Here is a 13277-nt window from a genome sequence, read left to right on the forward strand (position 1 = left end):
TGTCTGCGCCGACGGCCCGTCATGAGGTTGATCTGGATTGCATCACTCCGGTTTGATGCCGGGGACGTCGACGGGGGAAGGGAGTGCGCCGGATGGCGTGGGACGAGTGGGAACGGCTGAAGTCGCAGGCGGCTGAACGGCAGGGGGGTGGGCAGATGCAACTGAATCAGCTCGACGACCCGCCTCCCGGCCCCGATGGGTCCTCTTTCGGCGACCTCGTCGTCGGCCAGCAAGACCTGGCCAAGATCGGCAACAGCGCACACAAGTTGTACGACCGGTTGTGGAACGAAGCGCGGGTCGCCGTGCCGTCGAGCGACAAAGCAGCCGGGAACCTGACCTCACAAGGATTTGCGCTGGGCGCCGCTTTGCAGCACGTGTCGAACCGTTGGGAGAGCCAACTGCGGTCCCTCATGGACGCGTGCGCCCACATCAACAACCACTTGGCGATCGTCACGAAGCAGACCCGCGACGACGACGACTACATCCGGCGTCAGATGAGTGCCATCGCCACCCTCGACGCGGGCTTCGACGAGAACTGGGCTGCTGCCGACAAGAAGAACAAGGCGGACAGCTGATGAACTTCGACGACCTGCGCCACGCCAACTTCTCGCTGCTCGACGACGCGGTTTCCGACTGGTCGAAGATGGTCGACAACCTCAAGGACCTGGAGAAGGACGCGAACGACGGCCTGCTGAAGGACTCACGCAAGGCGAACTGGAAGGGCGTCAGCGCCTCGGTGAACCGCGAGTTCGTCGGAAAGACCGCCGGGGAATTCGGTGATGCGCACACTCAGGCGGAGAGCATCTGGAAGATCCTTCAGGACACTCGGGATGAGCTCAAGGATTACAAGAAGAAGCTGAACGATGCGGTGGAGCGGGCCGTCGGCAAAAAGGTCAGCGTCACCGGCACATCCGGCGGCGGCTTCAAGGCGCAGATGAACGCCGACCCCGAACCGAAGGACGCGAAGGCGACGGTCGACGCCATCGTCGAGGAGATCCAGGGGATCCTTGAGAAGGCCACGGAGTCGGACAGTTCGGCGGCCAAGGTCCTCAAGGCCCTGGCCGACCTGAGCAAGCACGGGTTCTCCGACGCCAAGTACAAGGACCGGGACTCTGCCGCAGACGCGTTGAAGGACGCGGAGCGCCTCGCGGCCCTTGCAAAGAAGAAGCCCGAGGACCTGACGGCCAAGGACTTCGACGCGCTGAACAAGGGGTTCAAGGACCACGCTGGTGACCCGCTCTTCTCGGAAAGCTTCGCCGGGAGGCTCGGCGCCAAGGGAACTCTCGAGTTCTGGGCAGGAATCAACGGTCATGGCGTCGCCTATGAACTGCGCGACAAGACCGACCAATTCGATGAACTACAGAAGAACCTGAGCCTGACACTGGCAGCTGCGACGCAAGCGGATACTCCTGAAATGCGCGAGTGGACGTCCAACATGACGAAACTCGGCAACCAGCAGATCGGTGGCATCGGTGGCCCCCACGGCTTCCAGGTCATGAGTAACCTCATGCGCTGGGGGGACTATGACGACAAGTTCCTCAACAGCTACGGCAACGAGCTGATCAAGATGGAGAAGCAGCTCACAGACAACGGGCGGCACGCGCCCCTCGCTTGGGAGCCCACGGGTCCCTTCACTCTGCTGAACCGGACCGGGTCGGATTCGGGTTCCGACCCGATGACCGGCTTCATGAAGGCATTGGCGAACAGCCCTGCGGCGGCCACGGAATTCTTCGGTGACACTTTTGTCACGAAAGATGAGGACCATGAGTTCCTTCGTGACACGGACGACGCCAATACCCACAAGGGCAAGGTCGGGCTCACCAACTTCCAGTACCTCTTCGAGGAGCGGGACTGGCCTCAGGATTACACCGACGATGGCGAGAAGAGTGTCGCTGGAAAGAACGCGTTGGGGCACGCGCTCGAAGCGGCCACTACTGGACATCCCCCTGGTGCCCCCTCCCCGGACACTGTAATCCACACCAGGCAGCAGGCAGATCTCTTTGAGGAGATCGTCAAGTCCGTCGGGCGAGACCAGAACCGCCTACTTGAGCATGGGTACATGTCCGACAGCCTAGGAAAGATCACTGCGGAATACATGCCGGACGTTCACGCCGCCCTGAATCCTGGCGAGAACGGGGACAAAACATTCACCGCACAGGGAGAGCGCGCCACGCTTGCCGAGAGCGACACGACGAAGTTGCTGCATGCCCTGGGACGCAACCCCGAAGGATACGCAGCGGTGAACCTGGGTCAGCATAATTACACGACCAACCTTCTGCATTACCACGCAGAGAATCCCGACGCTTTCCTCGATGGAGATCGAGGCCTCACCGCATCGCTCACTACAGGTGAAACCGCTGGAGAAATTCAGGGAATCATCAGCTCCGGAAGAGCATATGAGGCCGAACTCCAGGGTGGCGAATCCGATGCAAAATACAATGCAGCTCTGGACTCCGCCAGCACTTGGGGCGGAGCTCTCGCCGGCACGGGTATCGGATTCCTCGTCGCTCCCACAGCAGGTCCTGGCGCCATCATCGCCGCGGACGTAGCCAGTACGGCAGTTGGCGAGATCATCAGTTCAATCACTGACGGCGCAAAACAGGACAGCACTGGTGAGGTCCTCTACCAAAACGGAAGGGCCTGGGACGCTACACACAACGACACTTACACCCTGCTTGAACGCGAGGCGGAGAAGGCAGGGAAAGCGTCTGGCGATCCCAACCAACACATTCCTGCAAAGATCGCCGACGCGGCACAGGCAGGGTTCGGCAACGCCCAGGACAACATCTCGAAGTACATCGATGGTGAGGGAGTCCCCGGCAAACTCGAGGCGAAGGAATAGGGTTGGTGAACAAGAAGTACATCGCTGGAGGAGTGGTAGGCGCATTGCTCCTCACAGTCGGCATCGGTTACGCAGCGGGCTGGCCGCCGTTCGAGCGCCGCGGCATCATTTCCGCCGACAACGTATGCAAGCACCTCGGCCCTGGCAACGAGGCCGCAGCAGCCCTGAACTCGATTCTTCCGGCGAGCGAAAAATACTCCCTGATGGACGGCCCTACCAACCCGCGCACAGATTATGGGAGTTACGCGTCAAGCTGTTTCGTGGAAGGCGACGGCGACCTTCTTCTCAGCGTCAGGGCAGAGCTGATGATGCACGAGTCCCAAAAATCATGGTTCCAGAGTGTCAGGGATCATGACTTTCCAGATGACTCGACCACGCCCTTTGCGGCGGGCGATGGAGGTTTTCAATCTCCGCTTGCGGCTGCCATCTTCGTACCTTGCGTTGCTGACGGGAAGATTCCGGGAGGTCAGCACAACCTCAGCGTGAAGGTTCGTCTGACGACGGCAATGAAGGGCTCGAGTGCAGAGGACGAGGCAAACCTTCGAAGGCTGGCCATTGCAGCGAGCAACTACGCACACAAGCAGGCGCGGTGCGACCTACCGGCCAAACTCGACGGCTCACTGGAGTGAGAACCGGGCTGCGAGGCCAGGCAGACCTTCCGGCCGAGGCACCGGCACCCAGTGGGGGGTGAGTCCCGACTGGAACAGCAATGTTTCAGCCTGGCGTGACCGACGCCCCGGAGCCGGTCACGTCAGGTCGAACTCCCCATCCCTGGCCCCCAGAACAAACGCCCGCCACTCCGCCGCCGTATACCGCAGCACCGTGTCCGGATCCATCGAGGACCGCATCGCCACGCCGCCGCCCGGCAAGTAGGCGATTTCGACGCGTTCCGGGGACTGCTCCGTGCCCGGAGGGGAGAGCCACTCCACGTCCGAGATGTCGAGTGCGTAGAGCTCGTCCTTCTCCTGTTGGGTGCCCATGCCCGTCTCCCCTTCGGGTGAACTGTCGGTGACGCCAGTCATGTTGCCGCGACGGTCCCGCCCGCAGGGGCCGATTGCGGGAAAGTTCAGTCCATGCGGGGTCCGTCCCTGCGGATTCAGTCCCTGCCGCTTCAGTCCATGCGGCGGGCCACGCCCAGCAGACCCGTCTCCGCGTCCGTGCCCGTCGTCATGACCCACTGGCGGTCCGCGCCCGCGCACCACAGGGTGACGCCGTCGGCCAGGGTCGGCAGGGCCTCCACCTCCGCCGCGGACAGGCCGAGGATCTTGCCGATCTGTTCGGCCTCGCCCGGGGAGACGCGCTGGATGCCGACCAGGGCCGAGTTGCGCATGAGGCGGGGGGCTACCGGGCTCATGTAGGGGAGCAGGGTCAGTACCGACTGCCACGGGGAGGCGACGACGCGGCCGCGCGGTGGGCGCATGCCGCAGTCGCGGACGACCACGACCGGGCTGCCCACCGTGGCACCCATGGGCGGCACGCGGCCGACGCCGTGCAGCGTGATGCACTCCAGGCCGGCGCCCGCGGCCTGCGCGAGGGTGGTCCAGGCTTGGGCGCGGCCCGTCTCGACGGCCACCCGCGCGCCGGTGCCCGCGGCACGCAGCGCCAGGACCTGGGCCGTCCACAGGCCGCCGATGAGGAGGACTTCATACGGGATCGGGCGGTGGAAGCCGATCATCTGGGGGCGGCCCTCGGCGTCGTCGCCGATGACCACGCCGTCGTCGCCGACGGGCAGGGTCAGGGCGCCGAGGTCGTCGAGGGGCATCGCGTGACCCGGGTGGCGCGGTCCGAGCAGCCCGCGCAGGCGTCCGGGGACCGTCAACGGCGAGCTCATCGGGCGCCTCCCAGCGGCAGGGTCGCGAGGACTCCGGGCACTTGCTCACGGTCCAGGCGGACGAGGCCCACCTTGGCGGAGCGGGCCGCTCCTTCGAGTGAACGGCGCACGTTCACCAGGTCGTTGTCCGAGCCGCCCGTGATGCGCACGTGCCCGTTCACCGTCATGGTGCTGCGGTGGTCGCCGCGGCGGACGGTCAGGCTGAAGGTCGTGGCGTACGCGGGGATGGAGGTGAGGAGGGAGACCAGGCGCGGCAACGGGGTTGCCGCGCGGCCGAGTTCCGGCCAGCGGCCGACCGCGTACGTGGTGTGCCAGCGGTCGTCGCAGCGCCACACGCGCGCCGTCTCTGCCGTACGGCGCTGCGGCGCGGCGTCCGGGCGGGTGGCGCGGGCGGCGAGCATCGGGTTGGCGCAGGCGGAGGTGGCGAGCGTGGCGTTGAGCTCGTCCTGGTCGAGGACGGTGGCGCGGAACCCCGCACCCGTGATGCGGCTCGCGACGTGGTCGGCGGCGCGGACCAGACAGCGCTGGGCTCCCTCGACGCCGCCGCCGCGGGCCGCGACGGCCTCCGCGCAGAGCTCGGGGTCGAGCTTGAGCGCCACCCAGGTCATACGGAGGGCCGGCGCCCCGGTCTGCTGCTGGAGCGGGGCATAGGAGAGCCGGGCCACGGACTGCTGCGGCAGATGCGGGGCGGGCGCCGAGCGGACCTGCTGCACCAACTGGGCGGATTCCAGGACGATGTCGTCGACTTCCAGGGCGTCCGCGAGCAGCGGCAGCGGCAGCGCGCGGGCGCCGAAGGCGGGGCGCAGAGCCTCGCCTCCCGCCTCCACCCGCACGACCGCCGTCAGGAACGTGCCGTCGCCGAGCATCCCGACTGTGCGCCGCTCGCGGTCGACGTAGGTCTGCGGCACCAGGCCCGGGACGCATTCGACGGCGGGCGCGAGCTGCGGGTCGACCCCCGGCAGGACCGGCTCGGCGGCCAGCCGGCGGCGGGCGCGGAAGGCCAGGACGGTCGACGCCCAGTCCTGGAGTGCGTGGCCACGGCGCCGTATCACCGCGAGCAGCACGAGAACGGCGGCGACCACGGCCGTCGGGATCAGCCACAGGTCACCGAGCACCGCACCCACGGCGGCGACCGCGAGCGCGGCCTCAAGCAGGACGAGCTGGCGCAGTTGGACGGGTCCGAGCCGGCCCGTGCGCGAGCGCGGGCGCAGCTGAGTCTTCGCGGCGGGGGCGGCGGGGCGCACGGGGGCCGAATTGCTCCGTTGCCCTCGGGAACGCGCGGAGGTGCCCGCGGTGCCGCGTCCGGTGCGGTCACGCGTCGCAGTGGTCATCGCCGCGTTGTCCCCCTTTGTGTCCGTATGTGCCGCAGATCGCTTGCCCGTTGGGACGGGCGCTCACCCTACCCGAGCCCCGATGGGGCCCTCCCCTGTACCACCTGGGCGTGGGCAGGCCGCCGCCTACAGGCATAGTAGGGGTCCGTTACGACAGTGAGCTCCTGGGTCGCGTGTGGGACCCTGGTCGCCCGACGGGGAGAGGGGCACAGAGCAAATGGCATCACGGCGGGATGAACTTAACGCCTACACCTTCGCGAAGCGGAGGCTCGTGGCGCAGTTCCTGCAGCCCAACCCGTCGGGCACCGAAGAAGGTGCGCCGAAGCCGCTGCGTGCGGTGATGCCCGGGGCGATCGTCGGGGTCGTGGTCCTCGCCGTGTTCGGCGCGTGGGGAATGTTCAAGCCGGTGGCGCCCAAGGGGTGGGACACCGCGGGCGAGAACGTGATCGTGGCCGACAAGTCGACGACGCGCTATGTCGTTCTGAAGACCGACGGCAAGGACCAGCTGCACCCCGTTCTCAACATGGCCTCCGCCAAGCTGCTGCTCAACTCCGGGAGCAACGGCAAGGTCGTGACCGTCAAGGAGGAGCTGCTCGACAACAGCGAGCTGCGCCACGGCCCGACCATCGGCATCCCGTACGCGCCGGACCGGCTGCCCTCGGCCGAGGACGCAGGCCGGGCCAAGCGGTGGGCCGTGTGCGAGCGGCCGGGCGCGGGCGGCCGCAGCATCGAGAAGGCCGCCTTCGTGCTGGCCGAGCGCGAGCAGGGCAGGACGGACGGCAAGGAGCGGCTCAAGGGCGGGGAGCTCCTGTATGTGGAGGACCCGAAGCAGGACCGCTACCTCGTCGACGCCGAGGGCGTCGCGTACCAGGTCGACAAGACCGACCGCGTCCTGATGCAGACCCTCGTCGGCAGCGGCACCGCACCGCAGCGGGTCTCCGACGAGTGGCTGGCGACCCTGAAGAAGGGTGACCCGGTGCGTACCCCCGAGCTGCCCGACCGGCCGGGGACGGCGTCCGAGGTGCCCGGCGGCTACAAGGTGGGCACGGTCCTGCAGACCGAAGAGGCCTCCGAGTCGCAGCAGTACGTGGTGCTCGCGGACCACCTCGCGCCCGTCTCGGACTTCATGGCCCAGGTGCTGCTCAACAGCGAGGACCTGGCGGTGGTCGGGCAGGGCGGCGAGCCGAAGTCCGTCAGCGTCGGCGAGCTCGGCAGCGAGCCGGGCGCCGCCTTCGACCTCGGGCTCGAGTGGCCCGAGAACGCACCGGACCCGGTCAACGAGGCGGGCAGCCGCGACACCGTGTGCAATGTGCTGCGGGGTGTCGACAAGGACAGCGGCGCCACGACGCTGAGCACCTGGGCCGGCGACGGCTTCCCCATGACGCCCTCGAACGGCGGCAGCAGCGCGTACGTCACCCCCGGGACCGGGCTGCTGTTCCGGCAGGTGATGGGCAGGGACATGAAGTCGGGCCCGATGTTCCTGGTGACCGACACCGGTCTGCGGTACGCGATGCAGGCCAACGGCGACACCGCCACCGACGACGCGGGGATCGGCGAGTCCGGCTCGGCCGAGGAGAAGAAGGAACAGCAGGCGGAGCAGCAGGACGCGCAGACCCGGCTCGGTTACGAGGGCGTCGACCCCACGCCCGTACCGGCGGCGTGGTCCACCTTCCTGCCGACCGGCCCGCGGCTCTCGGCGGGCTCCGCACGGCAGCCGCAGGGCTCGTAGGGCGGCGCGGTCATGACGAATGCGATCGGGCGGAGTGGGGCCGGTGCTGCGGCGAGGCGGCTTGCGGCCGGTGCTGCGGCGAGGCGGCTTGCGGCCGGTGCTGCGGCGAGGCGGCTTGCGGCCGGTGCTGCGGCGAGGCGGCTTGCGGCGGGGGCCGCCGCGACGGCACTCACCTGCGTAACTCTCACTGTTCTCCCCGTACTTCCGGCGGCGGAGGCGGCCGCGGACACCACGGGCCAATGCACCTTCGGCGGGGAGAAGTTCAAGGGCCGGCCGTGGGCGCTCCAGCGCGTACTCCTCGACGAGCTGTGGAAGGAGGCGACCGGCAAGGGCGTCCGCGTGGCGGTGATCGACACGGGCGTGGACGTCAAGAACGAGCAGCTCAAGTCCGCGGTGGACGTCAGGGCCGGCCGCAACTACATCCCGAAGGACGCCAAGGACGAGAACGGCAACAAGCTCGAACGCGGCAAGGAGAACGGCACGACCGACACGGTCGGCCACGGCACCAAGGTGGCGGGCATCATCGCCGCGCGGCCGGCCAAGGGCACCGGGTTCGTGGGCCTGGCTCCCGACGCGACGATCATTCCGATCCAGCACAACGACGCGGCGGGCAACGGCGATTCCGGCACCCTCGCCACCGCCATCCGGCATGCCGTCTCGGCCGGCGCCGACGTCATCAACATCTCCCAGGACACGGTCAATCCGATCGCCGGCGACTCCGACCTCAAGAAGGCGGTGGACTTCGCGCTCGGCAGGAACGTCGTGGTCGTCGCGTCGGCCGGCAACGACGGCCTGGGCGGCAACGTCAAGGAGACGTACCCGGCTGCCTTCGACGGTGTGCTCGCCGTCGCGTCCTCCGACCGCAACAACGAGCGTGCGGCCTTCTCGCAGTCCGGCGAGTTCGTGGACGTCGCGGCGCCGGGTGTCGACATGGTCTCCACCGTTCCCGGTGGCGGGCACTGCGCCGACAACGGTACGAGTTTCTCCGCGCCCTACGTCGCCGCCGTCGCGGCCCTCCTCAAGGAGGAACACCCCGACTGGAAGGCGCACCAGATCGTGGCCCAGATCGAGCAGACCGCGGAACGCTCGATCGCCGGCCACGACCGCCTCGTCGGCTGGGGCGTGGTGGACCCTGTGCGTGCTCTTACGGAGGACGACAGGCCGCTGGAATCCCCGGTCCCTCATGAGGGTGTATCGGCGGCGAAGGCCCCTGAGCCGGGCGAACTCGTCCGGGGCGAGACGCCCGACGAGCGCAATGCCCGTCTTGCCACGTATGTGCTGATCGGTGGTGGGGTGTTGGTGGCTGCGGTGGCGGGCGGAGCGATCGCCTACCGGGACGCACGGCGCCGGGCGGCCCGCGTCTCCGGCGGCGAGGCGTGACGACCGCACCACCGCCTTCGCGGCTTCTTCGCATTCCTGTTACGGGAGCGATGCCTGCGCGTGGGCAAATCGGACGGGCCGGAGCATGCCCGGCGCAATGCGTGCCGCACAGGCCCCGCAAGGGAAGTTACGTGACACGGAAGACAGTTGGTGCTGTCGTAGGCAGTGGATAGAGTGGTCATCCTGCGATAGGTGATATTCGCGTTACTGCTATCGCAATGAGTTGCCGGTGGTGCAAACGGGGAAACGGGGAGGGCGAGCAGCGTGCTGGAAGCTGTGGGAGGCGGAGTCGGCGCACGGGCGTCCGGGGCGGGCGACCTGGAGAAGGGTGTCGGGGCGCTCAAGCGGTTTCAGGCGAAGGTCGATGCGCTGCTCTCCGAGTTGGAGAACAGCGCCGCCGGCAGCACGAAGGTCGCCCAGCAGCGGGTGTCCCGCGCCGCGCTCAGCGGATCCAATCTGCCCTTCGTCGAAGCGGACGGATTCTTCAAGCAGTACAACCGCGTGCATGAGGCCCTGGTGAATCTCTCGCGCTCACTGGGCGACCAGCTGGAGATGCTGCAGATCGCCGTGCGCGCCTCCGAGGTCGGCTACGACAACCTCGAAGAAGAGCTGCGGCAGCGGTTCTACGCGATCCAGACGCGGGTCGAGGCCGAGCGGGAGCGGGCTGAGGCCTCGAAGCCGAAGGACAACAGCTCGGTCAACGACGGCAAGTCGGTCGGCACGACGGATTTGGGATGACGGACATGAGTGACGACAACCAGCCCCAGCCGGCTGCTGAGCCCAAGGCGTCCTCGGAGACACCGAAGGAGCTCACGCCCGAGGAGTACGGCGAGAAGTACGAGGCTGCGCAGGATGCCCGCTCGGCCGACATTCACGCCATGCACAACATCTCGGACGCCTTCACGAAGGTGCAGGAGATGTTCCCCTTCGGGGGCGGCAGCCCTGGTGGGGCGTTCGGCCGCACCAACTTCGACGAGACCGACCTCAATGCGATGCTCGACCTCCTCGAGCAGGCGAAGCCGAGCGAGATCGAGGACGCCGGCAATGCGCTGATCAAGGCCAAGGACAAGCTCAACGAGGCGGCCGAGGAGCTCGACCAGTACGTCACGAAGGTCGACTGGAAGGGCGAGGGCGCGGAGGAGTTCCGCCGGTTCGGGCGCGCGCTGGCCCAACACGCCTGGTCGATCGGTTCGTTCGCCAACTCGGCGGGCACGCAGATGCAGACGGCGAGCACAGGGCTGGCGTCCGTACTCGGAGCCCGCCCCCCTCGCGACGACCGCCCGGTCGAGAAGAGGCCGTGGCACTTCGACGCTGCGGAGCAGGTCGCGGACAACAAGGAGTACCAGAAGGCGCTGAAGTCTGAGGAGAACCGCCAGGAGGCGATCACTCAGATGAACCGGCTGGCGTCGTTCTATGCGGTGTCCGAGGAGATGTTGGCGGGGCAGAAGGTGCCGACGTTTCCTGAGGGGTTGAAGGCGGCGGTTCCGCCGCCTTCAAACCAGCGCGACAATCCTGACGCAGCAATGCGAACAGGCGCAGCTGCCAGCGCTGCGTCGGCCGCACCACTCGGGCGCGATGGCTCGGAGGGCGCGGCCGGAGACACTGTGCAAGGGGTCGGAGCCACGACACCGCCACCTTCGCGGGACGTTTCGATGGAGATCGACAGTGTGGCGGCGCCGCCTGCCCCGACTGCGACTACCGGATCGGTTCCTCCCTCAACGACGCTGCCCACCGGGCCATCCAACGGGCCCGTGCCCCCGTTCGCCCCTAGCTACACGAACACCACGCAGGTGGGTGCCGGACGGCCGGCGAACTCAACTGGTAACTCGCGCCCCAGCCCCACGACGGTTCGTCCGACTCCAGCCGGAACGAACCCCACGACCGGACGATCTCCTGGGATCACGGGCCGTCCAACTGCGATCGGGCCTGGCGGGTCCAGTCCCGGGCGCGCGCCCTCGGTCGGTCGACCTGGAATTGTTGGTGGCACGCCCAGCGCCAAGCCGGCTGGAACCACCGGACAGACAGGGCCTGTTGGCCGTGCAGGAACAACCGGCGGTATCCGTGCCGGAAATCCGAACGGCATCATGGGCGGTTCTCCTCAGCGTGGGGGCGGAGGCTCGTCCTCATCACGTCTTCCGCGCGGCACGGTAGTAGGCGGACCAGAGACCTCTGCCGGACGGGGCACAACGGCAAGGCCTGGACGATCGGGCGTTATCGGCTCGAACGCAAGCGGTCCGCCCCGTCCCACTGGTCTGGGCACACCCAGCTCAAACGGCATCGTCGGCGCTCCCCGTGCCAACGCCCCCGGGCGTCGCCCCGCGGGAGGCTCGTTCACCACGGGGGGTACAGGTCTGGCCGGAGGTAGGTCAGGGCCGCGACGGCCGGACGAAGAGGAGCCGTCCAGCACCACGCGCCCGGACTACTTGACGGAAGACGAAGAGACATGGACGCCCCGGCGGCGCGATGCCGTTCCGCCAGTGATCGACTAGATACGAGAGAGGCCCGGAAGTCAGGATGAGGCACGGTTTGAGCGCGCTGCACCAGCACAACGCCCCAAAGCGGTTGCTGTGGGGTGCGCTTGCCAGCACGGCAGCGGCGGCACTTGCCGTCGGAGGAACTTCCGTGCCAGCGACAGCAGCGGACGCCCAGTCCAAACAGTGGTACCTCGACAGCATGAAGGCAGAGGCGATCTGGAAAAGCGCCACTGGTGACGGGGTCAAGGTCGCTGTCATCGACTCCGGCGTGAACCCGACGGTGCCGTCCCTCAAGGGCCAGGTACTCGAAGGGTTCGATGCCACGGAGGTCAAAGGCGAAGCCACCGACGACTTCGACGGCCATGGCACGACCATGGCCGAGTTGATCGCAGGTAGCGGTGCCGGAGGTGGGCTCAAGGGCCTTGCACCCGAAGCCAAGATCATTCCTTACCGCACGAGCGACAAGGACTTCCAAGGCGGCGAGCGTGTGAATGCCTTTGATGACGCCGACGCTATCCGTGCTGCCGCTGACAGCGAAGCCCAGATCATCAGCATGTCGTTCGGCAAGGACACCCTCGACCTTCGGGAGCGCGATGCAGTGAAGTACGCGCTGGGCAAAGGGAAGCTTCTCTTTGCCTCCGTCGGCAACAACGCCAAGGAAGGCAATAAGCGTCACTACCCTGCCGCCTATCCCGGCGTTGTCGGTGTCGGAGCTGTGGACCGCAATGGAAGCGTCGCCGACTATTCCCAACACGGCGACGTAGTCGACCTTGCTGCACCAGGGAACGACATCCCCAAATGGTGCGACAACACCTTCAAGAGCTACTGCGACGGCGACGGCGGTACCAGCGCCGCCACCGCCCTCGCCTCCGCCTCCGCCGCCCTCATCTGGTCCCAGCACCCCGACTGGACCGCCAACCAGGTCCTCCGGGTCATGATCGAGAGTGCCGCGCGGGCGAAGGGCACGGAGAAGGGGTCGGTCAGCACGTACCTCGGCCACGGCGTCATCCGCCCCAACGCAGCCATCAACCGCGGCATCGGCAAGCCCGGGGATCCGGACGTCAATCCGCTGACCAACGAGAAGACCCTCAACACGAAGGCCTCCCCCACCCCCTCTGCCTCGGCGGCGCCGAAGGATCAGCAGGCGAAGGCTGATGACAAGGCCGAGGTGGCGGGGGCGGGTGAAAGTTCCGAGAGCGGCGGCAGCACGGGGCTGCTCATCGGTGGGGCCGCGGTGGTGGTCGTCGCCGCGGCGGCCGGATTCGCCGTAGTCCGGAGGAAGCGCGCTGCCTGAGCGGCGCCGACCGAACAGTCCACGCTCAGTTGTCCATGAGAGAAGGAGAACCGCATGTCCGGCGGCAGGAAGCTAACAGACGGCGAGCTCAAGAAGCTCGAACAGGAAATGATCGGCGGTTACGAGAACCTTCAGACCGCGGTCCGCAAGCTGCACCAGATGCTCGACACCATGCAGGGCCAGTGGATGGGTGCCGCGGCCGGCAAGTTCGACTCGAAGCAGCGCGAGATCAACATGCGTATCAACAACATCAACGGAACGCTCAACAAGTACCTCGACGCGGCCCAGATGATGCGCTCCGACAAGGACGACCTCGAAATGGCGCTGGACGCGGAACTCGGCAAGGTGGACCCCGAAGTCGGCGCCACCAAGTCGGCTTTCAGCTCGTACTCCTAG

The 13277-nt window shown here is 67.3% G+C and carries 12 protein-coding genes; 9 read left to right on the forward strand and 3 right to left on the reverse strand.

The features are described 5' to 3' along the window. Positions 1 to 92: 92 nt before the first annotated feature. From BLT97_RS06655 to BLT97_RS37500, 3 genes are read left to right on the forward strand one after another with little or no spacing between them, the layout of a single operon-like run. Positions 93 to 575 (forward strand): hypothetical protein, encoded by a 483-nt coding sequence (locus tag BLT97_RS06655; RefSeq protein WP_093607831.1) that lies wholly within the window; start codon positions 93 to 95, stop codon positions 573 to 575. Continuing rightward, on the forward strand, positions 575 to 2842 hold the full coding sequence (locus BLT97_RS06660) for a DUF6571 family protein (protein WP_093607832.1): 2268 nt from the start codon (positions 575 to 577) through the stop codon (positions 2840 to 2842). The genes BLT97_RS06655 and BLT97_RS06660 overlap by 1 nt, the downstream gene beginning before the upstream one ends. 5 nt (positions 2843 to 2847) lie before the next feature. Beyond that, the gene (locus tag BLT97_RS37500) at positions 2848 to 3471 is read left to right on the forward strand and encodes a hypothetical protein (protein ID WP_143041314.1); all 624 of its coding nucleotides are present in this window, start codon (positions 2848 to 2850) and stop codon (positions 3469 to 3471) included. Between the two features lie 117 nt (positions 3472 to 3588). Here the strand turns inward: BLT97_RS37500 and BLT97_RS06665 are convergent, their stop codons facing one another. The 3 genes from BLT97_RS06665 to eccE all read right to left on the reverse strand — a co-directional run bounded on the left by BLT97_RS06665 (position 3589) and on the right by eccE (position 6004). Then, entirely contained in the window at positions 3589 to 3822 is a 234-nt protein-coding gene (locus BLT97_RS06665; protein ID WP_093607833.1) for a DUF397 domain-containing protein, read from the reverse strand. Between the two features lie 131 nt (positions 3823 to 3953). Beyond that, positions 3954 to 4673, reverse strand: a complete 720-nt coding sequence (locus BLT97_RS06670; RefSeq protein WP_093607834.1) for a hypothetical protein — start codon at positions 4671 to 4673, stop codon at positions 3954 to 3956. Next, positions 4670 to 6004 (reverse strand): type VII secretion protein EccE, encoded by a 1335-nt coding sequence (eccE, locus tag BLT97_RS06675; protein WP_093607835.1) that lies wholly within the window; start codon positions 6002 to 6004, stop codon positions 4670 to 4672. The genes BLT97_RS06670 and eccE overlap by 4 nt, the downstream gene beginning before the upstream one ends. A 217-nt stretch (positions 6005 to 6221) precedes the next feature. Here eccE and eccB point away from each other — a divergent pair, with 217 nt between their 5' ends. The 6 genes from eccB (at position 6222) to BLT97_RS06705 (ending at position 13277) form a co-directional block, all read left to right on the forward strand. Next, positions 6222 to 7733, forward strand: coding sequence for a type VII secretion protein EccB (eccB, locus tag BLT97_RS06680; RefSeq protein WP_093607836.1), 1512 nt, complete (start codon positions 6222 to 6224; stop codon positions 7731 to 7733). Between the two features lie 12 nt (positions 7734 to 7745). Then, the gene (mycP, locus tag BLT97_RS06685) at positions 7746 to 9113 is read left to right on the forward strand and encodes a type VII secretion-associated serine protease mycosin (protein ID WP_093607837.1); all 1368 of its coding nucleotides are present in this window, start codon (positions 7746 to 7748) and stop codon (positions 9111 to 9113) included. 264 nt (positions 9114 to 9377) lie between these two features. Then, positions 9378 to 9851, forward strand: coding sequence for a hypothetical protein (locus BLT97_RS06690; protein WP_093607838.1), 474 nt, complete (start codon positions 9378 to 9380; stop codon positions 9849 to 9851). Between the two features lie 5 nt (positions 9852 to 9856). Then, positions 9857 to 11602: a hypothetical protein gene (locus tag BLT97_RS37505; RefSeq protein WP_143041315.1), complete on the forward strand. Its 1746-nt coding sequence runs from the start codon at positions 9857 to 9859 to the stop codon at positions 11600 to 11602. A gap of 37 nt (positions 11603 to 11639) precedes the next feature. Then, positions 11640 to 12881 carry a S8 family serine peptidase gene (locus BLT97_RS06700; RefSeq protein WP_245769193.1) on the forward strand — a complete coding sequence of 414 codons (1242 nt, stop codon included), beginning with the start codon at positions 11640 to 11642 and terminating at the stop codon, positions 12879 to 12881. A gap of 54 nt (positions 12882 to 12935) precedes the next feature. Beyond that, positions 12936 to 13277: a WXG100 family type VII secretion target gene (locus BLT97_RS06705; RefSeq protein ID WP_093607841.1), complete on the forward strand. Its 342-nt coding sequence runs from the start codon at positions 12936 to 12938 to the stop codon at positions 13275 to 13277.

Source organism: Streptomyces indicus, from assembly GCF_900100315.1.
In the GTDB taxonomy this organism is placed as follows: domain Bacteria; phylum Actinomycetota; class Actinomycetes; order Streptomycetales; family Streptomycetaceae; genus Streptomyces; species Streptomyces indicus.

Coding starts and splice junctions, on each gene's coding strand:
- eccB (WP_093607836.1), top strand. CDS start 6,222: ATGGCATCACGGCGGGATGAACTTAACGCCTACACCTTCGCGAAGCGG.
- eccE (WP_093607835.1), bottom strand. CDS start 6,004: ATGACCACTGCGACGCGTGACCGCACCGGACGCGGCACCGCGGGCACC.
- BLT97_RS06665 (WP_093607833.1), bottom strand. CDS start 3,822: ATGGGCACCCAACAGGAGAAGGACGAGCTCTACGCACTCGACATCTCG.
- BLT97_RS06655 (WP_093607831.1), top strand. CDS start 93: ATGGCGTGGGACGAGTGGGAACGGCTGAAGTCGCAGGCGGCTGAACGG.
- BLT97_RS06660 (WP_093607832.1), top strand. CDS start 575: ATGAACTTCGACGACCTGCGCCACGCCAACTTCTCGCTGCTCGACGAC.
- BLT97_RS06670 (WP_093607834.1), bottom strand. CDS start 4,673: ATGAGCTCGCCGTTGACGGTCCCCGGACGCCTGCGCGGGCTGCTCGGA.
- BLT97_RS06705 (WP_093607841.1), top strand. CDS start 12,936: ATGTCCGGCGGCAGGAAGCTAACAGACGGCGAGCTCAAGAAGCTCGAA.
- mycP (WP_093607837.1), top strand. CDS start 7,746: ATGACGAATGCGATCGGGCGGAGTGGGGCCGGTGCTGCGGCGAGGCGG.
- BLT97_RS37505 (WP_143041315.1), top strand. CDS start 9,857: ATGAGTGACGACAACCAGCCCCAGCCGGCTGCTGAGCCCAAGGCGTCC.